Below are 23,300 nucleotides of genomic sequence, written 5' to 3'. Positions count from 1 at the left end.
CGGCCCCACCCGTCCGGGGGAGGGGGTGCGACTACTGCTCGACGCGGAACGAGACGCTCTGGTCGACGATCTGCTTGCTGGTGCCGTGGGTCGCGACCTTGATCGCGCACGCGTTGGTGGCGGTGCAGTTCACCGTCGCGGGCTGTCCGGGTGCGGAGGCGTGCGTGTTGGCGCCGTTGCTCTCCAGGGCGACGGTGGCGGTGAACGCACCCGAGGCGTCCGTCGTCACGGTCTGGAAGCCGGCGCACGCGGGGATGCCGAAGAGATAGCTGGTGTTCGAGCACAGGCCGACGTAGTAGTCGGTGTTGGCGGCGAGGCCGGTGACGGTCGTCGTCGTGATGTCGCCGTCGACGAAGTAGCGGTTGCCGGCGGCATCCACGGACGGCGCCGGGCTCAGGCCGGTCGCCGCGAACGCGGGGACGCCGACGAGTCCGACGAGGGCGAGCGTGAGGCCGGCGATCGAGGCGGCCATCGTGCGCTTTCGCAGGGTACGGGACATGAGGGAGTACTCCAATCAGTAGGGTTGGAGTGCCTCTCGGCACTCGGTGCGGCGCCCGCACACGTGCGGGCGCTCGATGAGCCGATGAGGCGCCGGGGCGGCTGCCGCTACCAACAGTCGCCGCCCCGGCTCTCACCAAGCTCTTAGGTGAGGCTAACCTAATTCACGGCCCGGCGGAAGTGCGTCATCGCCGACGCCTCCCCCTGGGCACGGGTCAGGCGAAGGAGAAGACGACCTCGACCTCGACGGGGCTGTCGAGGGGAAGGACGGGCACGCCGACCGCTGATCGTGCGTGTCGGCCGGCCTCGCCGAAGATCTCGCCGAGGACCTCGCTCGCTCCGTTGATCACGCCGGGCTGCCCGGTGAAGTCCGGGACCGACGCGACGAAGCCGGTGAGCTTGACGACACCGGTGAGGCGTTCGAGGTCGCCGACCGCCGCGGCGGCGGCCGCCAGGGCGTTCAGCGCGCTCTGCCGCGCGAGACGTTGCGCCTCGGACGCCGGGACGAGCCCCTCCCCCTCGCCGACCTTGCCCGTCGCCGGAAGCGCGCCGGAGATCATGGGCAGCTGGCCCGACGTGTAGACGAGATCGCCGTGGACGACGGCGGGCACGTACGCGGCGACCGGCGGCACGACGGCGGGCAGCTCGATGCCGAGCTCGCTCAGGCGGGCGGCGATGCTCACGCGTCCTCCCCGAACTGCTGGGCGGCCACGGCCGCGGCTCCGAGCCCGCCGTTGGCGGCGCCGCCGCCGACCGGCCGCTTGAAGTAGGCGACCAGTCCGCCTTCCGGCCCCGGCACGACCTGCACGAGCTCCCACCCCTGCTTGCCCCAGTTGTTCAGGATGGCGGCCGTGTTGTGGATCAACAGGGGCGTCGTGAGGTACTCCCACGTGGTCATGCGAACTCCCGGAATCGGTGCGATGGAGCGGGGGGCGCGCCCCGGCGCACCGAGGGATCCCCCAGGGTTGTCCCTTACCATCAAGCCTATGCCCCAACTCAAACGGACGGCCACCGGTGTGCTCGGTGGCCTCGCGGGACTCGTCGGTCTGAGCGCTGTCGCCGGCATCCTCATCACCGCGACAGTGACTCCCGCGATCGCGGTCTCCGGGTACGCGGCCTCGAGCGCTCTCGACACGTTCGAGAACATGCCGGGCTTCCTGCAGATCGACCCGCTGATGCTGCCGACCGAGATGTACCGCAAGGATGCCAACGGCAACGACATGCTGATGGCGGAGTTCTACGACCAGAACCGCATCCCGGTCACGTTCGACCAGGTCAACCCGGTCATGTACGACGCGATCATCTCCAGCGAGGACAAGAACTTCTACACGCACGGCGGCGTCGACCTCCTCGGCACCGTGAGCGCGCTCGTCGGCAACGCCTCCAGCGGCTCCAACCGCGGTGGATCCTCGATCACCCAGCAGTACGTCAAGAACGTGCTGCAGCAGAACTGCGAGCGCAAGGCCACCAACGACGACGAAGTGAGCGCCTGCTACGCCACGACGACCGCCAACGAGGGCGCCGAGGGCTACCAGCGCAAGCTCCAGGAGATGCGCTACGCCATCCAGCTGGAGAAGATGTACTCGAAGGACGAGATCCTCCTCGGCTACCTCAACATCACGAACTTCGGTGGCCTCGTCTACGGCATCGGAGCCGCTGCGCAGCACTACTTCGGCGTCTCGGCCGCCGACCTCACCATCGCGCAGGCCGCGACCATCGCCGGCATGGTGCAGGCGCCGAACGTGTACCGCATCGACCGCCCCGACGGCTCGACGACCGACAAGGCGGGCAATCCCGTCAACAGCGCCGCCGACGGCTACGCGCTGACGCTCGAGCGTCGCAACTACGTCCTGGGCCGGATGCTCGACAACGGCAAGATCTCCCAGGAGGAGTACGACGCCGCGAAGGCCTCGCCGATCGAGCCCAAGATCACCGACCGCACGCAGGGCTGCCAGACGGCGGCCGGGGCGGAGTTCTTCTGCGAGTACGTGCGCACCATCCTGCTGACCGACCCCGCCTTCGGCGACGATGACGACACGCGCGCCGCCAACCTCCGGCGCGGCGGGATGAAGATCTACACGACGCTCGACCCGACTCTCCAGCAGGACGGGCTCAACGCGATCTCGATCGTCCCGGCGACCGTCGACTACATGAACCTCGGCGCCTCCGGCGTGCAGGTGGAGGTGGGTACCGGCCGCATCCTGTCGATGGTCCAGAACCGTCCGTACTCGATCGAGGATGCCGCGACCAACGGTCCCACGACCCAGGTCAACTACAACGTGCGTGCCATCAACGGCGGCGGCGGCGGACATTCGGCCGGATCGACCTACAAGGTCTTCAGCCTGCTGAACTGGCTGGAGCAGGGACACTCCGTCAACGAGACCCTCAACGGGCGCGTCGGAGCCAAGAAGATCGACCAGTGCAACGGCACGATCCAGAACGTGGTCGCCGGTAACAGCGGCGGCGGACAGGTCGGCAACTTCGAGAACAACCCCGGCTACACCGGCACGGTCTACAACTTCACCCGCGACTCGCTGAACTCGGGCTTCCTCACGATGGCCGAGAAGATCTCGGTCTGCTCGACGAACCAGCTCGCGATGAAGATGGGCGTCATGATGGGTGACGGCAGCCCGCTCGATCAGACGAACCTCGCGTACAACGTGCTCGGCGACCAGCCCGTCGCGCCGCTGGACATGGCCGAGGTCTACGCCTCGATCGCCGCGAAGGGCGTGCTCTGCCAGCCGAAGTCCATCGACAAGGCCCTCGACGCGGACGGCAACGACATCACGCCGCAGACGAACTGCTCCCCCGCCATGAGCGAGGCCGTGGCGAACACCGCCGCGTACACGCTGGAGGGCGTCATGAGCGGCACGGGTTCCGGCGCACGGATCGGCGACGGCGTCCCGGTGTTCGGCAAGACCGGTATCCACGAGTACCTGCACACCTGGATGGACGGCTCGTCGACGAAGGTCGCGACCGTGGTCTGGGTCGGCAACGTGGAGGGCGACGCGCTCCTGAGCGACCACTACGAGAACGGCTACGTCCTCTCGCGCATCCGCAACTCGATCTGGCCCGCCATGCAGGGCGCCGCCAACGCGAAGTTCGGCGGAGACGCGTTCCCCGGCCCCGACGCCGCGCTCACGAAGCGCCAGCTGGCCGACCTCCCCTCGGTGATCGGCATGACGGTAGACCGGGCCACCCAGACGCTGCAGACGGCCGGGTTCTCGGTCACGGTCGGCGACGCGGTGGACGGCACGGAAGCGGCCGGCACGATCATCCAGCAGGACCCCGGCGCCGGTCGCGTGGCGGGTGGCACGACGGTGACGATCCGTCCGAGCAACGGCCAGGGCGTGGCGGTGCCGGGCGGGTTCACGACCTGGAAGGACGCTCAGGACACGTTGAAGGCCGCCGGCTTCGCCGTCACCGGTCAGTGCACCGTCTCCCCCACGGCCAGCGACGACGGGACCGTGACGGGGACCGACCCGGCCGCCGGAACCGTGGTGAGCCGTGGCGCGCAGGTGACCGTCCAGTATCAGGCGAAGAACTGCGGCGGACGTTCGTGACGCCCGGTCGTACCGCCCTCGCTGCCGTCTCGGCGGCGGGGGCGGTCGCCGTCGGGGCGACCGTCTGGGGCACGTGCATCGAGCGGTTCCTGTTCACGGTGCGCCGCCATGAGCTCGCGATCCTTCCGGTCGGCTCGCCGTCGATCACCGTGCTCCATCTGTCGGATGCGCACATGGCGCCCTGGCAGCACCGCAAGCAGGAGTGGATCGCGCGCCTGGCCGAGGCGACCCAGCCCGACCTCGTCGTGAACACCGGCGACAACCTGGGTCACGCCGACGGGCTGCGCGGCATCCGCACCGCTTTCGCTCCTCTCCGCTCCGTCGCGGGCGTCTTCGTCCACGGCTCGAACGACGTCACGGGTCCGTCGGCGCGCAACCCGCTGCGCTACTTCCAGGGGCCGTCCTCACGTCCGCACCGCGCGGAGCGGCTCGACACGGCCGCGATGAACGCGTACTTCACGGACGAGCTGGGCTGGACCGATCTCAACAACACGGCCGCGATGCTGGAGGTGGCGGGCCTGCGACTCGAGACGTTCGGCGTCAGCGACGCGCACCGCGAGTGGGACGACCTGTCAGCCCTCCCCGGTGCTCTCGACGCCGCTCGACGCCCCCGCGCCTTCCGGCGCTCGCCCGCCCCCGACCTCGCGGTCGGCGTCACCCACGCCCCCTACCGCCGCGTGCTCGACCGCTTCGTCGAGTTGGGAGCCGAGGCGATCTTCGCGGGCCACACGCACGGCGGACAGGTGCGGGTCCCCTTCTCGCGGTCGGCGATCGTCGCGAACTGCGACATCCCGCTCGACCAGGCGCGCGGCCTCAGCAGCTGGAGCGCCGCCGGTCGCCGCGTCCCGTTGAACGTGTCGGCGGGACTCGGACACTCGATCTACGCGCCGGTGCGCTTCGGATGCCGTCCGGAGGCCTCGGTGCTCACCCTGCGCGCCCGCGACGCAATCGATGGCCCTCTCGATTCGTCAGCACGGCCCCTGCCGGGGTAGACTCGGGGGGTTGCCACGGGGTGTGGCGCAGCTTGGTAGCGCGCTTCGTTCGGGACGAAGAGGCCGCAGGTTCAAATCCTGTCACCCCGACAGCAGAGAGGCTCCGCCTGTATCGTCAGGCGGAGCCTCTCGTGGCTCACTCACCGGATGGGAGCACACCCGATGACCACCCCGCGCCTGATCGCCTTCGATCTCGACGACACCCTCGCGCCGTCCAAGAGCGCGATCGATGCGCGCATCGGCGATCTGCTCCTCGACCTCGCTGCACGCGTCGAGGTGGCGATCATCTCCGGCGGGCAGCTGCAGCAGTTCCAGACGCAGGTCGTCGACCGGCTCCCGGCCGCCGATGCGGCCACGCTGGACCGGTTCCACCTCATGCCCACGTGCGGCACGCAGTACTACCGGCTCGAGGCGGACGGGGTGCGCACGGTGTACGCGCACGCGCTGACGGAGGACGAGAAGTCCCGCGCCCTCGCCGCCGTCGAGGAGGAGGCCCAGCGCCTCGGGCTGTGGGAGGCCGAGCCCTGGGGCGACATCCTCGAGGATCGCGGCTCCCAGATCACGTTCTCGGCGCTCGGACAGACCGCCCCGCTCGAGGCCAAGATGGCCTGGGACCCGACGGGCGAGAAGAAGAACGCGCTTCGCGACGCCGTCGCGGCTCGCATCCCCGACCTCGAGGTCCGCTCCGGCGGCTCCACCTCGGTCGACATCACCCACCGCGGCATCGACAAGGCCTACGGCATGCGCAAGCTCGCCGAGGTCACCGGCATCCCGCTCGACGACATGCTCTTCGTCGGCGACCGTCTGGACGAGCACGGCAACGACTACCCGGTGCTCGCGATGGGCGTGACCTGCCAGGCGGTCGACGGCTGGGAGCACACCGCCGAATACCTGACGGCGCTGATCCCGACGCTCCCGCTGCGCTGACGCCCCGCGGGCGGAGGCTCAACCCTCCGTCGGGACGACGGCGTCGGAGGGCGCGGGCATGCCCGCGTCGGCGTAGTAGGCCGTGATGTGCGCCCGCACGAGGTCGCGCGCACGCGCGGCGTCACCGTCGTCGATGGCGGCGAGGATGTCGCCGTGCTCGCGGTGCAGCCGCGCGACCGTGGCGTCCCAGTCATCGATCCGGCGGGCGCCGGCACGGATGTAGCTCTCGATGGTGGTGCGCAGGCCCGCCATCGTGGCGGCGACGACCACGTTGCCCGCGGCATCCGTCAGGCGCAGGTGGAACTGGGCGTCGAGCGCGAGGAAGTCGTCGGCCGTGAGGCCGGCATCCTCCATCGCCTTGAGCGTCGCGCGCGCCTCGGCCAGATCGGGCTCGTCGAGATCGGCCAGATGCGCGACCGCCCACTCCTCCAGCAGGAGCCGCGTCTCGTACACGTCGGGGATCGGGAAGCCCTGGGCGGCCACCTGCAGGCGCAGCAGCTGGGCGAGACCGCCGTGCGGCGTCGCCGTCACGATCGCGCCCGCCGTCGGACCGGAGCCCGTCGCGGTGCGGATGAGCCCCATGACCTCGAGCACGCGCAGCGCTTCACGCACGCTGGAGCGCCCCACGCCGAGGGTCGCGGCGAGCTCGCGCTCGGGCGACAGCCGGTCGCCGGGGCCGAGGGCCCCACTCAGCAGATCGGCCTCGATCTTCTCGAGCACCACACGCCATGCGCGCGCCGGAGCGTTCTCCGTCATCGTCGCCTCCCGCCGCTTCCTATATGGTCAGGCCACATTAGCGCACGTCGGACGGACCGGCAAAAATCCTCGCCGTGTCGGACTCCGGCCCTACGCTCGGAGAATGGACCCGCTTCTGGCCGTCATCGTCGTCGCCGCACTCGCGTCGGCCTTCTGCTGGATCGCCTCCCTCCTCACCCGCGACACGTCGTGGGTCGACCGGCTGTGGTCGATCGTCCCCGTCGTGTACGTCTGGATCTTCGCCGCGGCCGGGCTCGCGTCGGGTCAGGATGCCGCGAGACTCGTGCTGATGGCCGTGCTGGTGACGGCGTGGGGCGCCCGGCTGACGTTCAACTTCGCCCGCAAGGGTGGATATTCGGGAGTCGAGGACTACCGGTGGGCGATCCTGCGCGCGCGCATGCCGGCCGCACTCTTCCAGCTCTTCAACCTGCTGTTCATCGTCCTGTACCAGATGACGCTCCTGGTGCTCATCACCCTGCCCGCCTGGACGGCCTGGCAGCATCCCGCCCCGCTCGCACCCGCAGACGTCATCCTGGCCCTGCTCTTCCTCGGGCTGCTGAGCGGAGAGACCGTCGCCGACCAGCAGCAGTGGGAGTTCCATCGCGCCAAAGCGCGGGGAGAGGCGACCGGGTTCCTCACCCGCGGGCTGTTCGCCTACAGCCGGCATCCGAACTTCTTCTTCGAACAGGCGCAGTGGTGGGTCTTCTACGCGATCGGGGCGACGTCGGCGGTCGTCGCGGGCGCGGGCTTCTGGGGCGGGGTGATCAATCCCACCATCGTCGGCGCCGTGCTGCTGACCCTGCTGTTTCTGGGTTCGACCGTGTTCACCGAGTCGATCTCGGCGAGCAAGTATCCGGAATACGCCGACTACCGCCGGACGACGTCGATGCTCGTGCCGCTCCCCCGACGCCGCGGCGCGTCGCGCGACGCCGTCAGCTGAGGCGGCCGCCCGACTCGCGCAGATAGCACTCCGCGCACATCGACTCGTAGGTCACCTTCTCGTGCGACAGCTCGTCGATCGCGACCTGATCGCCGTCGAAGACGAACCGCCCACCCACGAGCCGCGCGTTGAACAGCGCCTTCCTCCCGCACCGGCAGATCGTCTTCAGCTCTTCGAGGCTGTGCGCGAGCTCGAGCAGGCGCGCAGAGCCCGGGAAGGCACGGGTCTGGAAGTCCGTACGGATGCCGTAGGCGAGAGCCGGGATGCCGTCGTCGACCACGATCCGCAACAGGTCGTCGACCTGCTCCGGCGTCAGGAACTGGGCCTCGTCGATGAGCAGGCAGGCGACCGCGCCGTCGTAGCGGGCGGCGTGCTCGGCGACGAGCGCACGCAGATCGGCATCCGGAGCGATGAGGAAGTCGACCTCGCGCGCCACCCCGAGCCGGCTGGAGATCTGGTCGGCACCCTTCGTGTCGATCTCCGGCTTGGCCAGAAGGACGTGCTGTCCGCGTTCCTCGTAGTTGAACGCGGCCTGCAGCAGCGCCGTCGACTTTCCGGAGTTCATCGCTCCGTAGCGGAAATAGAGCTTGGCCATGCGAGGGGGATGCCGCGGGTCAGCGGTTGATGCCCAGCACGGCGGAGGTCGCGGTCAGCGACGCATCCGCGGCAGCCGGGTCGCCGTTGAGCGTCGAGCCGTAGCTCGGGATGAGCGCCCGCAGCTCCGGCTCCCACTCGGCGATGCGGTCGGGGAAGCACGTCTTGAGAAGGCCGAGCATGATGGATGCCGCGGTCGACGCCCCCGGGGAGGCACCCAGCAGACCCGCGATCGAGCCGTCCGCGGAGGTGACGACCTCGGTGCCGAACTGCAGGACGCCGCCCTTCTGCGGGTCCTTCTTCATGACCTGTGCGCGCTGGCCGGCCTGGAGCAGCTCCCAGTCCTCGTCCTTCGCGGTGGGCATGAAGTCGCGGAGCGAGTCGACCTTCTTCTTGTGGTTCTTCAGCAGCTCGCTGACGAGGTACTTGATGAGCCCGGGGTTGTCGACGGCGACCTTGAGCATCGGGCCGATGTTGCCGGGGCGCACCTGCGCGACGATGTCGGTGATGCGACCGTTCTTGAGGAACTTCGGGCTGAAGGTCGCGAACGGGCCGAACAGCAGCGAGGCCTCGCCGTCGACGACGCGCGTGTCGAGGTGGGGCACCGACATGGGCGGCGCGCCGACCGAGGCCTGCGAGTACACCTTCGCCTTGTGCTGCGCGACGATCGCGGGGTTCGAGGTCTTCAGCCACTGCCCGCCGATCGGGAAGACGCCGTAGCCGGAGATCTCGGGGATGCGCGAGGACTGCAGGAGCTTGATGGCCCAGCCGCCGGCGCCCACGAACACGAACCGCGCCGAGAAGCTGCCGGGCGTGCGCCCGAGCGTGTGGCGGTATGACACCTTCCAGGTGCCGTCGGCGTTCTTACGGAGCTTTCGCACCTCGCGGTTGGTCACGACCTCCACGCCCTGCTCCTGCAGGTGGGAGAAGAGCTGGCGCGTGAGCGAGCCGAAGTCGACGTCGGTGCCGGCCGGCACGCGCGTGGCGGCGAACGGCTCGTCGGCCTTCTTCCGCTTCTGCATCAGCAGCGGCGCCCACTGGTTGATGACGCGGGAGTCCTCGGAGTACTCGATGCCCTCGAACAGCGGCTGCGTGCGCAGCGCGTCGTAGCGCTTCTTGAGGTACGCGACATCCTTCTCCCCGCGCACGAAGGTCATGTGCGGGGTCGCGTTGATGAAGGTGGACGGGCCGTCTAGGACGCCGCGCTCCACCAGGCTGGACCACAGCTGGCGGCTCTGCTGGAACTGCTCGTTGATCGCGATGGCCTTGGCCGGGTCGACGGAGCCGTCTGCGGCCTCCGGCATGTAGTTGAGCTCGCAGAGCGCCGCGTGACCGGTGCCGGCGTTGTTCCAGGCGTTGGAGGACTCCTCGGCGACATCGCTGAGCCGCTCGAGCACCACGATCTTCCAGTCCGGCTGCAACTGCTTCAGCAGGGTTCCGAGGGTGGCACTCATGATGCCACCGCCGATCAGGACGACGTCGACGGGTTCACTCACAATGATCCAGTCTAGGTGCCGTTTTGCACGGTCTCCGCGTGCCGCGGCATCCCTCGCCGTGAACTCTCGCCGTTCTTTCGCCCGCGCTCAATTCCACGGATGCCGCGGGCGTGCGCCGTGGCGTCAGACGGTCGTCGCGGTGAGGCGGGCGGCGACGAGCTCGGCGATCTGCACGGCGTTGAGCGCGGCGCCCTTGCGCAGGTTGTCGTTGCTGATGAACAGCACGAGGCCCTTGCCCTCGGGCGCGGACTGGTCGGCGCGGATGCGGCCGACGTAGCTCGGGTCGTTGCCGGCGGCCTGCAGCGGCGTCGGCACCTCCTCCAGCGCGACCCCGGGAGCGGATGCCAGGATCTCGCGGGCCCGCTCGGGGGTGATGTCGTCGCGGAACTCCGCGTGGATCGAGAGCGAGTGGCCGGTGAAGACGGGCACGCGCACGCACGTGCCGGCGACGCGGAGCTCGGGCAGCTCGAGGATCTTGCGGCTCTCGTTGCGGAGCTTCTTCTCCTCGTCGGTCTCGTTGTCGCCGTCGTCGACGAGGTTGCCCGCGAAGGGGATGACGTCGAACGCGATCGGGGCGATGTACTTCTCGGGCTGCGGGAAGTCGACGGCCGATCCGTCGTGGACGAGATCGAGCGTGTGGCCCTGGGCCAGCACGCCCTCGACCTGGCCGAGCAGCTCCTGGGCGCCCGCGAGGCCCGAGCCCGACACGGCCTGATAGGTGCTGACGATCAGCCGTTCCAGGCCCGCGGCGGCATCCAGGGGCTTGAGGACGGGCATGGCGGCCATCGTGGTGCAGTTGGGGTTGGCGATGATGCCCTTGGGCGGGTTCACCGTGGCGTGCGGGTTGACCTCGCTGACCACGAGCGGCACCTCGGGGTCCATGCGCCACGCGCTCGAGTTGTCGATGACGATCGCGCCGGCCTCGGCGAAGCGCGGGGCGTGCGCCCGCGAGCCGGTGGCACCCGCGCTGAACAGGGCGACGTCGATGCCGGTCGGATCCGCCGTGGCGATGTCTTCGATGATGACGGTCTCGCCGCCGAACTCGACGGCCGTGCCGGCCGAGCGGGCCGTCGCGAACAGCCGCAGCTCGCGGATCGGGAACGAGCGCTCGGCGAGAATCTCGCGCATGACCGTGCCGACCTGTCCGGTGGCGCCGACGACGGCGACGTTCAGTCCTGAGTCAGAGATGCGGGTCATGAGGGATCCTTGCGAGAGAGGTGGGGTTGAGTGATTCTATCGCCGGCCGAGGGCAGGCGATCTGCCGAAGGACGGCGGATGCCCGCCATATCGGCCTCTGCTGGGCGTGTGCGATGCCGCGGCTGGGGCCGTCAGCGGCCGGTGCCGGCGTAGACCGTGGCCTCGGTGTCGCTGTCCAGGCCGAAGGCCGTGTGCACGACGCGGGCGGCCTGGGCGAGGTCGTCGCCGCGCAGCACGACCGAGATGCGGATCTCCGAGGTCGAGATCATCTCGATGTTCACGCCCGCGGTCGACAGCGCCTCGAACAGCGTCGCCGAGACGCCCGAGTGGGTGCGCATGCCGGCGCCGACGACGGAGAGCTTGCCGATCTGGTCGTCGTGCACGAGGCTCTCGAACCCGATGCCGGCCTGCTCGGCGGCGAGCGCCCGCAGGGCGGTCGCGGCATCCGACTTGGGCAGCGTGAAGGAGATGTCGGTGCGGCCCGTGGCCGCGGCGGACACGTTCTGGACGATCATGTCGACGTTGGCCCCCGACTTGGCGATCACCGTGAAGATCTCGGCCGCCTTGCCGGGAACGTCCGGCACGCCGATGACGGTGATCTTGGCCTGGCCGAGATCGGTGGCGACACCGGCGACGATGGGCTCTTCCATGGAGGACTCCTCTGTGCTGTCGGGAGCGAGGCTTTCGGGGACGGTCATGCCCGGGCCGAGCACGAAGGTGCCGCGGCCGGAGCTGAACGTGGAACGGGCGTTGATCATGACGCCGTGCCGGCGGGCGTACTCGACGGCGCGGATGTAGAGCACCTTGGCGCCGTTGGCGGCGAGCTCGAGCATCTCCTCGGCGGACACGACCTCGAGCTTGCGGGCCTTCGGCACGACGCGGGGGTCGGCGGTGAAGATGCCGTCGACGTCGCTGTAGATCTCGCAGACGTCGGCGTCGAGGGCGGCGGCGAGCGCCACGGCGGTCGTGTCGGAGCCGCCGCGACCGAGCGTCGTGATGTCGCGGGTGTCGCGGTTGAAGCCCTGGAAGCCCGCGACGATGACGATGGCCCCTTCGTCCAGCGCCTCGCGCAGCCGCACGGGCGTGACGTCGACGATGCGCGCCGAGCCGTGGTCGGCGGTCGTGATCATGCCGGCCTGGCTGCCGGTGAACGAGCGTGCCTCGAAGCCCATCGAGTGGATCGCCATCGCCAGCAGCGCCATCGAGATGCGCTCGCCCGAGCTCAGCAGGATGTCGAGCTCGCGCGGCGCCGGGATGGGAGCGACCTGCGCGGCGAGGTCGATCAGCTCGTCGGTCGTGTCGCCCATCGCACTGACGGCCACGACGACGTCGTGCCCGGCGCGTCGGGCGTCGACGATGCGCTTCGCGACCCGCTTGATGCTCTCGGCGTCGGCGACGGACGAGCCGCCGTACTTCTGGACGATCAGCGCCACGTGTGGAACTCCTGAAGACATGTCGACGGGCACTCGGATGCCGCGCCCACCTCCCCATCCTAGAGAGCGGCGCATGCCCGCCGAGCCATGTGACGGCGGCCGGCGGCCACTATCCTGCGAGCATGGATGCGCTGGAGAATTGGCACGAGTACAACGTCGCGATGCTCGGCGCGACCGCCGCACTGGCGGGTCTGGTCATCGTCGCGGCCAGCGTGAACATCCAGGTCGTCATCACGGCGGCATCCCTGACGTCCCGTGTCGCGTCGGGGATCGCGGGGCTGATCCTCGCGAGCATCGTGTGCGCCGTGGGGCTGTTCCCGGATCTGACGATCACCGCATACGGCGCTGTCGTCGTGGGCGCGGCCGCCCTCACGACGGTCTTCGCCGCCGTCGCGGCGGTGCGCATCTTCCAGAACCATCACCCGGAGAACCGCCTGCGGGCAGGCAAGGCCGCGGTCGCCTTCGTCACGCCGTTGCTGTACGCGGCGGGCGGGATCATCGCGCTGACGGGATCCGGCGGCGGACTGGTCTGGCTGGCGGTCGGGGCGATCGCGGCGATCGTCTCGGCGCTGTTCGTGTCGTGGGTGGTGCTGGTCGAGGTGCTGCGCTGAGGCGCGCGGCGGCCGCGGAGTAGCGGTTCGCGAGGGCGGCGACATCGTCGACGTAGACGTCGAGGTGGTTGTACGCGAACACGGCCGCCCGCCACCCGTCGGCATCCGTCATCGCGCCCGCACCGCAGAGGTAGCGCGCCGTCGCGAGCGCCGCGTCGTCGATCTGGTTCGGATCGGCGATGCCGTCGCCGTCGGCGTCGACGCCCCAGCGTGCCCACGTGTCGGGGATGAACTGCATCGGGCCGACCGCGCGGTCCCACACCGCGTCGCCGTCCCACCGCCCGCCGTCGGTGTCCGCGATCGCCGCCACGCCGTCGCCGTCCAGCGCGGGCCCCCGGATCGCGGGCGTCGAGCGGCCGTCCTCGCCCAGGACCGCTCCCCCGTGCCGCCCGTGGTCGGACTCGATCGCCCCGATCGCGGCGACGGTGTTCCACCCCAGCCCGCACGAGGGCTGTTCGGCGGCGACCGTGAGCTGGGCGCCCGCGTAGGCGCGCAGGGCGCGGGCGGGGATGCCGGTGGCCGCGGCGGTGCGGGCGAGCCACGCGGGGTCGACGCGTGCGGCGGGAGCCGTGACGACCGGAGCGACCTGCTCGACCGGGGCGACCGGCTCGACCGGACCGCTCGCCGAGGAGGCGAGGGGCGCGGGCGGACGCGGCGTCTCGGCGTGGGCGATCACCCCGCCGACGAACACCGCGATCAGAGCCCCGGCGACGGCGATCAACATCCCGTCGCGCGGCGACCACCATCCGCCCGCCCGCATCGCGCTCAGCCGAAGCGGCCGTTGACGTAGTCGAAGGTGCGCGGGTCGATCGGGGAGGAGAACATCGCGTCGGTGTCGCCGTGCTCGACGATGTGACCGGGCTGGCCCTGCGAGGCGAGGAAGAACGCGCACTGCTGGGAGACCCGCTGCGCCTGCTGCATGTTGTGGGTGACGATGACGATCGTGACCTCGCGCGCGAGCTCGGTCATCGTCTCCTCGATGACGCGCGTGGAGGTCGGGTCCAGCGCCGAGCACGGCTCGTCCATTAGGAGCACCCGAGGCCGCACGGCGAGGGAGCGCGCGATGCACAGGCGCTGCTGCTGCCCGCCCGACAGGCCGCCGCCGGGCGCACGCAGACGGTCCTTCAGCTCCCGCCACAGTCCCGCTTTCGTGAGGCAGGTCTCGACGAGCATGTCCTTCTCACTGCGACTGGCACGGATGCCCGCCAGCTTCAGGCCCGCGACGACGTTGTCGTAGATCGACATGGCCGGGAAGGGGTTGGGCTTCTGGAAGACCATGCCGATCTTCTTGCGCGCATCCACGAGACGGTGGCCGGCGTCGTAGATGTCGTCGTGGTCCAGCAGCACCTCGCCGGCGAGGGATGCCGAGGGCACCAGTTCGTGCATGCGGTTGAGGATGCGCAGGAACGTCGACTTCCCACAGCCGGACGGGCCGATGAGGGCCGTCACCTGGCCGGCGGGCATCTGCAGCGACACGTCGTGGAGCACCTGATGGTCGCCGAACCAGGCCGAGATGGCGCGGGCCTCGAGCTGCGACGGCGGCAACGGGACCGCCGTCGCGCCGACGGCATCCGCGTGCATCGCCGGAGCGCCGCCGACCACGACGGCTCCGCCCGGCGCGGGAGAGAGGGCGAACTCGCCGCCTGCCATCACCAGTTCCGACGGGGCGGGCGCACGTCCGCTCGTGCGGCCGAGGAAGCGGGGGCGGTTCGCCCGCTCGGCGCGGTGGGCCGCGCGGGACGGTTCGACGTCGTCAGACATGGGGGGCTCCGAGTCAGAGGAGGTTGGGAAGGAGGCGGACGAGCTGATCGCAGACGAAGACGCTCGCGAGGAGGAGGACCGGCACGAAGACGATCCAGGTCTTCTGCGCGCCCACCCGACGAAACGCCCAGACCGCGGCCACCTCGGCGGCGACGAGGAACTGCAGGGCGAACACGAGCGCCCACACGGTGGAGGTGTCGGTGGCCATCGCCCGGTCCGACGGCGCCAGCGTCACCGGCGTCGTCTGGCGGGCACCGGCCGGCTGCGCCGGGGAGGTGAGCGTCGCGTCGACGTAGGCGATGCCCGTCGGGACGTACGGAGCCCCGCGCGCGGTCATGAGGATGAGACGGCTCTCCCCGCGCGCCGGGGCCGGCGGGGTGGGGTCGCCGGCGTAGCGCACGCCGAGCACCTCGAAGGTGTTCGCCCCCTGGCCGGTGCGGACCTCGAACGTGTCGCCCGGCTGGAGCGACTGCAACCGGCCGAAGGGCCCGCCGAACGCCGCGGCACGAGCCATGACGACGCTCACCCCCACCTGTCCGGGCAGGACCGTGTCGCGGCGGTGTCCGGGGCCGCCGGTCAGCACCCCCGAGGAGGTGCCCTCGGAGATGACCTCCCTGATGCCCAGGCGCGGGATCTCGATGATCCCGACGGGCACGCCGTCGGCGAGCAGGACGTCGTCGAAGTCGCCCTCGCTCACCGGCGCCGTTCCGGCGGCGAGCTGCGCGCGATACGTGTCGGAGAGCTGCTGCTGCGCCGCGAAGTGGAGGACGTGGCTGAGGATCAGCAGGTGGAACACGAAGGCGAGCGCGAGCGCGGCGACGAGCGCCAGGATGCCGCGCGCGAGCGCCTGCCCCGCGGTGAGCGGCGCGTACTGCGGGATCGGCCGCGGCATCCGACGGGGGCGCCGCGGGGGCGGCGGGCTCGCCGGGGCCGCAGGGGCCGGGGCGACGATCTGGGTCCGCTCCTCGAACAGCGTCATGCCGCGGCCTCCGCCGGCGGCTCGGCGGCGAGGGCGAGGGCGACCGCGCGCCACGCGAGCAGCCCGATGACGATCACGGCCGCGACGAGCACGCTCACCCACGGGAAGACGAAGACCAGCGCGTCGCGGGTCACCGGCGTCAGCGCCGTACCATCCACGGTCGCCGGCGGGGTGACCGTCGCGTGGGTGTCGACCAGGCCCCACTGTCCGGCGCCGTGCAGGCGGGTGGAGACGACCCGGACCTCGGCCGGCTGCAGCGCCGGAACCGCGACACCGCGCGTCTGATCGAGCGGGACGCCGAACAGCACGCTCTCCATCCAGAAGTCCACCGTCAGGTCGATCGTGCTGGTGGAGGCGTTGCGCACGGTCAGCCACAGCGTCACCTCACCGCTGCCGGGGTCGGGTGAGAGGGCGACCGAGGAGTTGATCCCCCCGATGTAGACCATGCCGGCGATGCTGACGTCGTCGGCTGCGCCGGTGCCGCCCGGCGCCGAGCCTCCCGACGCGCCGCCGGCCGCTCCCCCGCCGCCGGACCCGCCGGACGTCGACGACGATCCGGGAGCGGGAGGGGTCGTGGGCCGCGGGCTCGCGGTGGACGACGGGCTGGGCGACGGGGTCGATCCGTCGACGACCGTCACCGACACGTTGCCGCTGTCGTCGACGCCGTCGTCGGCACGGGCCCCGAGCCCCGCGATCGGCAGCAGGGTGAAGAGGGCGACCGCGCCCAGCAGCGCGACGGCCCACGGCGTGCGCCGGACGGCGGTCATTCGTCGACCGCCCCGGAGGCGGCGCGCAGCCTCGCCTCCGCTGCGGCGGCCGCCTGGCTCTCCGTGTAGGCGATCCATTCCCGGGCGGCCTCGTCGTCACGACGGCGACGCCGGCGCACGAAGAGGACGACCGCCACGATGAGCGCGACGAGGATCACGACGCTCCAGGGCAGGACGAGCACCACGGTGTCGCGGGAGACGGGCGCGACGGGCACCTGGAGCGCGGCATCCGAGGCGTCGACGAAGGGATGCAGGAGCGCGCTGGGGTTGAGGTAGCCCCACTGCGCGATGCCCGGCAGCTCGAACTCGTAGGTCGCGGAGTTGCCGGGCAGCAGCACCGGGATGCTGCCGCCGCGCTCGGCGGTGACGGGGACGCCGAACCAGGTGGCCGCGCTCATCGTCAGGTTGGCGGCGAGAGCGACGTTGCCGGGGTTGTCGACGGTGTAGAGCACCTTCAGGGAGCCCCCGAACGGGTTCCACCAGTCGCCCTGATAGGTCGCGTCGAAGCTGGCCAGCGTGAGCCGGGGCTGCAGCTCGCCGGAGACCCGGGCGAACACGGCGGTCGCCACGCGGCGGTCCAGGCTCACCTGCTGACCGTCTTCGACGACCGACGCGACGATGCCGCCGACGTGGTCGCCGGGGGTGGCGTCGGCGGGGATGGCGACGGTGAACGTGAGGAGGCGGACCTCCTGGGGGGCGAGGGAGAACTGGATGCGGTTCTCCCCGTTCTCGAAGCGGACCCACGCCCCGACGGAGGTCGGCGTCTCAGCCGACGCGAGCAGCGAGAAGTCGCCGTTCGTGCCGTTGTAGGCATCGGTCGCCAGCACGGTGAAGTCCTGGCTCTCGGTGCCGGTGTTGCCGACGAGCACCTGGTCGGTGACGCTCTGGCCGGGGTCGGCGGAGTAGGCGAAGCGCGTGCGATCGTCCGGGCGGCCGTCCGCGCCGGCGGGGCGGGTGGCCACACCGACCGTCGTGTCGGTCGAGCCGTCGTCGTCGGCGTGGGCCGCAGCGGGGACGCCCAGCGGAGCGAGGGCGAGGGCGAGGGCGAGCAGGAGGAACGCACCGAGCACGGGCTGGATGCGGCCCCTCGATCGGGTCAACGAGGAGAGCACGGTCTATTTCCGCAGATGGCGGCGACGCAGCGTCGTCGCGGGGGTGAACGGGGAGTGATCGAGATCGTTCGCGCAGATGACGGATGCCGCGCTGCGCACGAACACGCAGTGAGGGGAGGCCGCAGGCGGCCTCCCCTCACCGGTTCTCAGTGGAGGGCTCGACTCACTTGGAGGCGAGCGTGAGGGTCAGCGTCGAGTGGTACTCGCCGACCTTCGCGTCCTTGGGCGCGGTGAAGACGAGGTCGGCGTCGAACAGCGCACCGCTCGTCAGGGTGGACACGCCCGCGGCGCTCTGGGCGATCTTGGTGCCCGTCGAGCCGAGCGTCACACCGTCCAGGAGCGTGTAGCCGGTGTAGGCCTTCGGGGTGACCGTGAGGGCCGTGCCGGGGATCTCGTCGTTGGCGGCGTTCGTGAACGAGGTCCAGCCGACGTTGAGGTCCCAGCCCTTCAGAACGTTGCGGTCGTCCACGACGGTGACCTTGCCGAGCGACTGGGTCGCCGCCGTGGCGCTGCGCGCGACGTTGCCGAAGTTGATCGCCGACTTCTCCGCGTTCAGCGACCACAGGTCGCTCGCCGTGACCGTCGCCTGCACGTCGGCGGTGGCGGTCTTGTCGGGGTAGGAGGCGACCGGGACGGTGAACGTGCCCCAGGCGAGCACGTCGGGGTCGGCCGGGAGCGTCAGGGCGACCGTGTGCGCGCCCGCCGGCAGGCTGCTGATGTTCACCAGCGCGTCGCCGTTGGCGTCCGTCGTCACCTGACCGAGGCTGGTCGGGGTGGACCAGGCCCACGCCTGCAGCGTCTTGTTCGCGTTGGCCACGCCCGCGGGCACGGTGATCGTCTTCGCCCCGTCGGCCGGGTCGGTGATGGTGACCTTGTGCGCGTCGGAGCCGGTCGGCTCGGTGGGCACCGAGTCGATCACGGTCAGGGTCGCGGCGGAGGTCGTGACGGAGCCGGCCGTGTTGGTGAAGACGGCACGGTAGCGCGCGGCGTTGTTCGCCAGCGTCGTGTTGGCGACCGTGAGCGATGCGGAGGTCGCACCCGCGACATCCGCCCAGTTGGCACCGCTGTCGGTGGACGACTGCCACTGCACCGCGGGCGCGGGCGAGCCCGACGCGGCCGCGGTGAAGGTCGCGGAGTTGCCGAGGATCACCGACGCGTCGGCGGGCTGCGTCGTCACCGTCGGGGCGACGGCGGGGTGCGGCGTCGAGAACGTCCAGGTGCCCTGGTTGAAGTCGGACGTCGCGACGACGTCGACGAAGACGAAGTCCGTCTCGACGACCTGCGAGCCGCCGTTCTTGAGGAACGCGATGCCGAGCGAGTACTCGCCGCCGGTGTAGGAGCCCGCCGCGGTGAACACCGAGCGGATGCCGGACGGGCTGCCCTGACCGTTGCTGGTCAGCGAGCTCGGCTGGAGGTTGGGGAGCTGGATGCCGGGGTTCGGGGTGAAGCCGAGCGCCGCGTAGGCGTTCCACTGCGACTGGTCCGCCTCCTTGCCACGGGGCGAGATGAACTTCACGACGGAGTCGGCACCGGCCGGGATCGAGAAGTAGCTGTTGAAGTCCGTGTCGCTGGCCTCGGGCGCGGCGAGCACGCCCTTGTTCCACTTGAGCGACGCGCCCTCCGTGATCGGGGTGCCCTCCTCGACATCGATCAGGTAGACGTCGTGGGTGGAGCCGACGGTGGGGACGATCGCCGCGCTCGCTCCGAGCGTCGGGACGAGGACGAGGGCGGCGGCGGCCGCGAGGCCGACCAGTCCTCGGGCGAGGGTGTTGGTGTTCATGAGGATCGTGTTCTCTTTCTCTGTCTGCGCGACGAGGGGATCAGCCGTTGCGGGTGACGGTGTCACCGACGGGCTTGGCGAAACCGAACTTGAGCTTCACGGCCTTGGTGGTGGCCGGGGAGTTCGAGGTGCCCCAGTAGGTGAGGCTCTGCGGGGAGCTGGTGTCGAGGAGCTCGCCGAGACCCGCGTCCGAGAGCTTCGCCGTCGGGACGACGATGTAGACCGTGCGACCCCAGCTCGCGCTGTTGTAGAAGTCGGAGTTCGGGACCAGCGTGCTGGTGCCGGCGGTGCCGTTGAAGCTCAGCGTGCCGGTGAACGGGCTCGGCAGGCCGTCGATGGTGCCGACGAGCGTGGCCGCGTTGAAGGTGTTGATGCGCGAGGCGCCGTTGACCTGGCCGATGTAGTTCGCGACCGAGACCGGGATCAGCTGGATCTCGTCGGTCCCCGGGGTCAGGACGGTGCCGTCGTTCTCGGGGATCGAGTTGTTGCGCGTGTCCACACCGCTGCCGATGCTGGTGACGCCGATCTTGCTGAGGAAGGTCGTCCAGGTGCCCGAGCTCGACTGGATGGCGAGCGGCTTGACGACGTAGCCCGAGGAGCCGGCCGCGACCGGGGAGGCCGAGGTGGACGTGTAGATCGACTTGAGCTGGGCGGAGGACAGACCCGACACCCAGTCCTTGGCCGCGGCGGCGTCACCGCTGCCGGAGGCGCCCACCTTGAACACGAACGAGATCGCGTCCTGCCCGAAGGGGATGTAGGTGAGGACGCTGCCCTGCGTGCCCGAGACGGACGAGCTGCGCGCGAGGTCGACCTGGTCCTTGATGTTGACGTTGTTGTACGTGAACGAGTTGCCGCCCACGCCGCCGATCGACGCGAGCAGCGCGTTGCGACCGGCACCCGAGCCGTTGGGCCGGTCGAACGTCGGGCCGAAAGGCTTGGTCTGGATCTTGCCGACGCCGCCGGTGACACCGAGGGCGAAGGCGTCCCAGGATGCCAGGACCTTGCCCGCGCCGGTCGCCTTGACCGAGGGGCCCGTGATGTTGGTGCCGTTGGCCAGGGCGCTGACCGCATCCTGCAGCGTGTCCGAGCCGACGATCGAGTAGCCGTCGGTCACGGGGTCGGCGTGAGCAGCGCTCACGCCGAAGCCTGCGAGGGCGACGCCGACCGCGGCACCGATGGCCGCGAACTTCTGGAGTTTCATGTGTTCCTGTTTCCTTTGTCGGGTACTGCGTTGGTGGAAGGCAGAAGCGACGCGGGGACGCGCTTCAGAGGACCCGCCGGCGAAAGCGGGTGATCAGGGGGACGATGAGTGCACCCGCGGCGCCGCCGAGGACGGTCGCGGGAACGGCCGCGGCGAGGGCCCCGACATCCGGGTCGCCGGGGGTGGTCGCGCCGGCCAGCGCACCGCTGGCCGCTCCCGTCGCGGTGGGCGCCGCGGCGGCGGGAGCCGCGACGGGAGCCGCAGCAGCCGCCGCGGCGGCCGGTCGCGCGGGAGCCGCGGCGGCCGGGGTCGTGGGCGGCGCCGTGGTGGTGGCGGGGGCGTACGTCTCCAGGCGCTCGGCGGCCGCCGTCGCCTGCGCCACCCAGGAGGAGGGCAGCGGCGCGTATCCGGCGGGGAGCTGTCCCTCGTCGGCGCCCGGCGTCTGGCCGTTCGTGCTGACGGCGTAGCGGATGAAGGCGGCGTAGGAGGTCCGCACCGCAGCGGTGGTCTTCGCGGGGTTGTTGGCGGCGTAGATCGGCAGCGTGAGCGGGTAGGCGGATGTCGCGGCCTTCGCCTCCGGCGACGCCGGCTGGAACCCGACGACGGCGCCCGCGGCGTTGTCCGCGGTCATCGCGGCGGCGGCCGCGGCCATCGCGTCGCCGGTGGCCGCGACGAAGCTCCCCGCGGGATTTCGCAGGGATGCCGAGATCACCTGGTACCGGGCGGCCGCGGCGGAGCTGGTCAACCCGAGCATGGCCTGCGAACCGGTCGCCATGCGCGACGCCTTGGCGTAGCGCGGCGGGCTCGCGTAGGGATCCCAGCCGCCGAGGATCTGACCGTCGCCGCGGAGGGTGAGATAGGAGACCGTGCCGAGGTCGGACGCGTACGGACGCCACGTGACGAGGTTCACGGGACCGGAGTTGGTGGGGGCGTACTCGACGGGATCGGCCTTCGGGAAGTCGTCGCGATCGAGCGAGAAGGCGTTGCCCGTCTTGTTCTTCGCCGCGTCCGTGGCGTACCAGGGGTTGACGGTCATCCCCCACGGGTCCGGCTCGCCCGCGAGGAAGGCGCGCGCGTCGTCGTCGGCTGCGATGTAGGCCCACACGGCGCGCGCGGCGTCGGAGCGCCCCTGCGGGACGATCACGTCCGCGATCGCGGGTCCGGCGAGATCCTGCGCGGCCCACTCCGGGTCGTTCACGGCGAGGAAGTCCGGGTCCTTGGTGATGTTGCTGGGGTTCTTGGCACCCATGTACGACGCGTCGGCGCCGGTGGGAAGGGACGACAGGTACGAGTAGCTCAGCAGCTTCGCGAGCAGCCGCGGCGTCAGGTTCACCGAGGTGAACGGCAGGTGCGCCGCCGCGAGGTACTTCTCCGGGATGTCCTGCAGGAACGGGTCCGGCGAGCGGTCGATCGCCAGCGCGACGCTGATGCCGCTGATGGCCAGGGGCGCGTACACGAGCGGATCCGACCCGCCGTCTGCGGCGAGCGGGAACGAGGTGAGGGCCAGCGGCGCGTCGTCGGTGGTCGCGGCGGCCGTCACGGCATCCGATTCGGGGACCGTGAGAAGCGAGTACACGCCCCCGGACGCCTGCTTGCAGACGGCCGGCTGCCACGAGCCCGCGGCGTAGGAGATGAGCTCGCTGCCGGCGAGCTGGTGCTCCTTCGCGCCCGCCTCGCATCTGCTGCCGACGGGCTCGAAGTCCAGCTTGATCGACAGCGCATGCCTCCACGAGTCGATGAACAGGCCCGACTGCGAGATGCTCGAGGCGCCGTTGTCGGCGGTGCCGCGCGGCAGCACGACCAGCCAGCAGCTGGCACCGGTGGTGACGCCGTCGTGGACGACGGGAGTGCCGCAGCCGAGCCCGTTGGACTGCGCGAGGGTCTGGACCTCGAAGGACACCGAGCCGCTGCCGTCGTCCCCCGAGCCCGCCCACGGGATCTCGTTCGTCGTGTACGACGTGAAGAACTCGTTGGTGCTCAGATCGACCGTCAGATCGCGCGACTTCGCCCCCGTCGTGGGATCGGTCTTGATCGCGTCGACGCGCTTGCCGTCACGCGCGACGAACGGGATCGCGGTGTACGGGGGCAGGAAGCTCGCGAGACCGGGCGCGGTGTACGCCTGATCCTCCTTCGGCACGTCGGCGAGGGCGGTGCCCGAGGCCCGGTACGCGTCGCGGGACGCGCCGATGTTGCCCGGAGCCCCGTACTGGCACGTGGTGCGGTCGGGGCGGGAGGAGTCGGTCGGGTCGTCGCCCCAGCACATGAAGATCTGCAGGAAGTTCTCGCCACCGCTGCTCACGCTGGACACCACCGACTTCTTGCCGCCGGTCCAGCTGACGCGCACACCCTGCGCCACGAGGTTCTCGGTCTGCGAGACCGTCACGGCCAGGTCGGGCATCGGCGCGTGCGTGAGGTCGCGATCCTGCTCGGCGGCGGTGACGGTGACGGCGGAGGACGCCGGGGTCGCCGCCTGCGCGGGCGAGCCGAGGGCGACGTTCGCGCCCGCCACGAGGGTGAACACGAGGGCGGCCGTCACGAAGCCGCTGGCCGTGGAGGCGAGCAGGGTCCGCCGTCGAGGACGCAGCATCCTGGAACCGTTCTTTCGGGTATCGCCGGCGATCTCTCGCGCGACGTCATCACGCTAGAAGCGCGCTATGGATTCGAGATGAACGAGCTGGGAACGAGGCGACTCG

The 23,300-nt window shown here is 70.7% G+C and carries 21 protein-coding genes and 1 tRNA gene; 6 read left to right on the top strand and 16 right to left on the bottom strand.

Going from position 1 to position 23,300, the window contains the following annotated elements; translation table 11 throughout:
* Positions 1–31: 31 nt before the first annotated feature.
* The 3 genes from MHO01S_RS11805 to sp36 all read right to left on the bottom strand — a co-directional run bounded on the left by MHO01S_RS11805 (position 32) and on the right by sp36 (position 1,396).
* The gene (locus MHO01S_RS11805) at positions 32–499 is read right to left on the bottom strand and encodes a neocarzinostatin apoprotein domain-containing protein (protein WP_060958325.1); all 468 of its coding nucleotides are present in this window, start codon (positions 497–499) and stop codon (positions 32–34) included.
* A gap of 214 nt (positions 500–713) precedes the next feature.
* Positions 714–1,181: a RidA family protein gene (locus MHO01S_RS11800; protein ID WP_061782359.1), complete on the bottom strand. Its 468-nt coding sequence runs from the start codon at positions 1,179–1,181 to the stop codon at positions 714–716.
* Positions 1,178–1,396, bottom strand: a complete 219-nt coding sequence (gene sp36 / locus MHO01S_RS11795; RefSeq protein ID WP_061782358.1) for a Sp36 family protein — start codon at positions 1,394–1,396, stop codon at positions 1,178–1,180. The genes MHO01S_RS11800 and sp36 overlap by 4 nt, the downstream gene beginning before the upstream one ends.
* A gap of 88 nt (positions 1,397–1,484) precedes the next feature.
* Between sp36 and MHO01S_RS11790 the strand changes: the two genes are divergently transcribed.
* From MHO01S_RS11790 to MHO01S_RS11775, 4 genes are all read left to right on the top strand, one after another.
* Positions 1,485–4,061: a transglycosylase domain-containing protein gene (locus MHO01S_RS11790; protein WP_060958322.1), complete on the top strand. Its 2,577-nt coding sequence runs from the start codon at positions 1,485–1,487 to the stop codon at positions 4,059–4,061.
* Complete coding sequence (locus MHO01S_RS11785; protein WP_060958321.1) at positions 4,058–5,053, top strand: metallophosphoesterase; 996 nt, start codon at positions 4,058–4,060, stop codon at positions 5,051–5,053. Before MHO01S_RS11790 ends, MHO01S_RS11785 begins: the two co-directional genes overlap by 4 nt.
* A gap of 16 nt (positions 5,054–5,069) precedes the next feature.
* A tRNA-Pro gene (locus tag MHO01S_RS11780) sits at positions 5,070–5,143 on the top strand.
* 72 nt (positions 5,144–5,215) lie between these two features.
* Complete coding sequence (locus MHO01S_RS11775) at positions 5,216–5,980, top strand: HAD-IIB family hydrolase (RefSeq protein ID WP_060958320.1); 765 nt, start codon at positions 5,216–5,218, stop codon at positions 5,978–5,980.
* An 18-nt stretch (positions 5,981–5,998) separates the two neighbouring features.
* Here MHO01S_RS11775 and MHO01S_RS11770 read toward each other — a convergent pair whose 3' ends face one another.
* A complete protein-coding gene (locus tag MHO01S_RS11770) occupies positions 5,999–6,736 on the bottom strand; it encodes a FadR/GntR family transcriptional regulator (protein ID WP_061782357.1) in 738 nt (245 codons plus the stop codon).
* A gap of 103 nt (positions 6,737–6,839) precedes the next feature.
* Here MHO01S_RS11770 and MHO01S_RS11765 point away from each other — a divergent pair, with 103 nt between their 5' ends.
* Entirely contained in the window at positions 6,840–7,676 is an 837-nt protein-coding gene (locus MHO01S_RS11765) for a DUF1295 domain-containing protein (RefSeq protein WP_060958318.1), read from the top strand.
* Here the strand turns inward: MHO01S_RS11765 and MHO01S_RS11760 are convergent.
* From MHO01S_RS11760 to MHO01S_RS11745, 4 genes are all read right to left on the bottom strand, one after another.
* Positions 7,669–8,271 carry a thymidine kinase gene (locus tag MHO01S_RS11760; protein WP_060958317.1) on the bottom strand — a complete coding sequence of 201 codons (603 nt, stop codon included), beginning with the start codon at positions 8,269–8,271 and terminating at the stop codon, positions 7,669–7,671. The two genes, MHO01S_RS11765 and MHO01S_RS11760, sit on opposite strands and share 8 nt — an antisense overlap.
* Before the next feature lie 19 nt (positions 8,272–8,290).
* Entirely contained in the window at positions 8,291–9,766 is a 1,476-nt protein-coding gene (locus MHO01S_RS11755; RefSeq protein ID WP_060958316.1) for a malate:quinone oxidoreductase, read from the bottom strand.
* A 123-nt stretch (positions 9,767–9,889) separates the two neighbouring features.
* Positions 9,890–10,963, bottom strand: a complete 1,074-nt coding sequence (locus tag MHO01S_RS11750; RefSeq protein WP_060958315.1) for an aspartate-semialdehyde dehydrogenase — start codon at positions 10,961–10,963, stop codon at positions 9,890–9,892.
* Positions 10,964–11,094: 131 nt separating this feature from the next.
* Positions 11,095–12,396, bottom strand: coding sequence for an aspartate kinase (locus MHO01S_RS11745; RefSeq protein ID WP_060958314.1), 1,302 nt, complete (start codon positions 12,394–12,396; stop codon positions 11,095–11,097).
* Between the two features lie 122 nt (positions 12,397–12,518).
* Between MHO01S_RS11745 and MHO01S_RS11740 the strand changes: the two genes are divergently transcribed.
* Positions 12,519–13,007, top strand: coding sequence for a hypothetical protein (locus MHO01S_RS11740; protein WP_060958313.1), 489 nt, complete (start codon positions 12,519–12,521; stop codon positions 13,005–13,007).
* On the opposite strand, the gene MHO01S_RS11735 is transcribed toward MHO01S_RS11740, so the two are convergent.
* The 8 genes from MHO01S_RS11735 to MHO01S_RS11700 all read right to left on the bottom strand — a co-directional run bounded on the left by MHO01S_RS11735 (position 12,892) and on the right by MHO01S_RS11700 (position 23,194).
* Positions 12,892–13,767 carry a lytic transglycosylase domain-containing protein gene (locus tag MHO01S_RS11735; RefSeq protein WP_082808082.1) on the bottom strand — a complete coding sequence of 292 codons (876 nt, stop codon included), beginning with the start codon at positions 13,765–13,767 and terminating at the stop codon, positions 12,892–12,894. The two genes, MHO01S_RS11740 and MHO01S_RS11735, sit on opposite strands and share 116 nt — an antisense overlap.
* A gap of 5 nt (positions 13,768–13,772) precedes the next feature.
* Positions 13,773–14,588: a phosphate ABC transporter ATP-binding protein gene (locus MHO01S_RS11730; protein ID WP_060958329.1), complete on the bottom strand. Its 816-nt coding sequence runs from the start codon at positions 14,586–14,588 to the stop codon at positions 13,773–13,775.
* Positions 14,589–14,781: 193 nt separating this feature from the next.
* Positions 14,782–15,747 carry a sortase gene (locus MHO01S_RS11725; RefSeq protein WP_060958312.1) on the bottom strand — a complete coding sequence of 322 codons (966 nt, stop codon included), beginning with the start codon at positions 15,745–15,747 and terminating at the stop codon, positions 14,782–14,784.
* Entirely contained in the window at positions 15,744–16,514 is a 771-nt protein-coding gene (locus MHO01S_RS11720; protein WP_060958311.1) for a hypothetical protein, read from the bottom strand. The genes MHO01S_RS11725 and MHO01S_RS11720 overlap by 4 nt, the downstream gene beginning before the upstream one ends.
* A complete protein-coding gene (locus MHO01S_RS11715; protein WP_231734795.1) occupies positions 16,511–17,614 on the bottom strand; it encodes a WxL protein peptidoglycan domain-containing protein in 1,104 nt (367 codons plus the stop codon). Before MHO01S_RS11715 ends, MHO01S_RS11720 begins: the two co-directional genes overlap by 4 nt.
* 175 nt (positions 17,615–17,789) lie before the next feature.
* Positions 17,790–19,406, bottom strand: coding sequence for a DUF8696 domain-containing protein (locus tag MHO01S_RS11710; protein WP_060958309.1), 1,617 nt, complete (start codon positions 19,404–19,406; stop codon positions 17,790–17,792).
* Positions 19,407–19,446: 40 nt separating this feature from the next.
* On the bottom strand, positions 19,447–20,607 hold the full coding sequence (locus MHO01S_RS11705) for a hypothetical protein (protein WP_061782356.1): 1,161 nt from the start codon (positions 20,605–20,607) through the stop codon (positions 19,447–19,449).
* A 64-nt stretch (positions 20,608–20,671) separates the two neighbouring features.
* On the bottom strand, positions 20,672–23,194 hold the full coding sequence (locus MHO01S_RS11700) for a hypothetical protein (protein ID WP_061782355.1): 2,523 nt from the start codon (positions 23,192–23,194) through the stop codon (positions 20,672–20,674).
* Between the last annotated feature and the right edge of the window lie 106 nt (positions 23,195–23,300).

This window comes from Microbacterium hominis NBRC 15708 (assembly GCF_001592125.1).
GTDB classification, from domain to species: domain Bacteria; phylum Actinomycetota; class Actinomycetes; order Actinomycetales; family Microbacteriaceae; genus Microbacterium; species Microbacterium hominis.
The sequence above is the reverse complement of the archived record's forward strand: the minus strand, read 5'-3'. Positions and strand labels throughout refer to the sequence as shown.

Coding starts and splice junctions, on each gene's coding strand:
- MHO01S_RS11775 (WP_060958320.1), top strand. CDS start 5,216: ATGACCACCCCGCGCCTGATCGCCTTCGATCTCGACGACACCCTCGCG.
- MHO01S_RS11700 (WP_061782355.1), bottom strand. CDS start 23,194: ATGCTGCGTCCTCGACGGCGGACCCTGCTCGCCTCCACGGCCAGCGGC.
- MHO01S_RS11725 (WP_060958312.1), bottom strand. CDS start 15,747: ATGACGCTGTTCGAGGAGCGGACCCAGATCGTCGCCCCGGCCCCTGCG.
- MHO01S_RS11760 (WP_060958317.1), bottom strand. CDS start 8,271: ATGGCCAAGCTCTATTTCCGCTACGGAGCGATGAACTCCGGAAAGTCG.
- MHO01S_RS11765 (WP_060958318.1), top strand. CDS start 6,840: ATGGACCCGCTTCTGGCCGTCATCGTCGTCGCCGCACTCGCGTCGGCC.
- MHO01S_RS11710 (WP_060958309.1), bottom strand. CDS start 19,406: ATGAACACCAACACCCTCGCCCGAGGACTGGTCGGCCTCGCGGCCGCC.
- MHO01S_RS11770 (WP_061782357.1), bottom strand. CDS start 6,736: ATGACGGAGAACGCTCCGGCGCGCGCATGGCGTGTGGTGCTCGAGAAG.
- MHO01S_RS11735 (WP_082808082.1), bottom strand. CDS start 13,767: ATGCGGGCGGGCGGATGGTGGTCGCCGCGCGACGGGATGTTGATCGCC.
- MHO01S_RS11720 (WP_060958311.1), bottom strand. CDS start 16,514: ATGACCGCCGTCCGGCGCACGCCGTGGGCCGTCGCGCTGCTGGGCGCG.
- MHO01S_RS11705 (WP_061782356.1), bottom strand. CDS start 20,607: ATGAAACTCCAGAAGTTCGCGGCCATCGGTGCCGCGGTCGGCGTCGCC.
- MHO01S_RS11750 (WP_060958315.1), bottom strand. CDS start 10,963: ATGACCCGCATCTCTGACTCAGGACTGAACGTCGCCGTCGTCGGCGCC.
- MHO01S_RS11805 (WP_060958325.1), bottom strand. CDS start 499: ATGTCCCGTACCCTGCGAAAGCGCACGATGGCCGCCTCGATCGCCGGC.
- MHO01S_RS11790 (WP_060958322.1), top strand. CDS start 1,485: ATGCCCCAACTCAAACGGACGGCCACCGGTGTGCTCGGTGGCCTCGCG.
- MHO01S_RS11740 (WP_060958313.1), top strand. CDS start 12,519: ATGGATGCGCTGGAGAATTGGCACGAGTACAACGTCGCGATGCTCGGC.
- MHO01S_RS11730 (WP_060958329.1), bottom strand. CDS start 14,588: ATGCACGCGGATGCCGTCGGCGCGACGGCGGTCCCGTTGCCGCCGTCG.
- sp36 (WP_061782358.1), bottom strand. CDS start 1,396: ATGACCACGTGGGAGTACCTCACGACGCCCCTGTTGATCCACAACACG.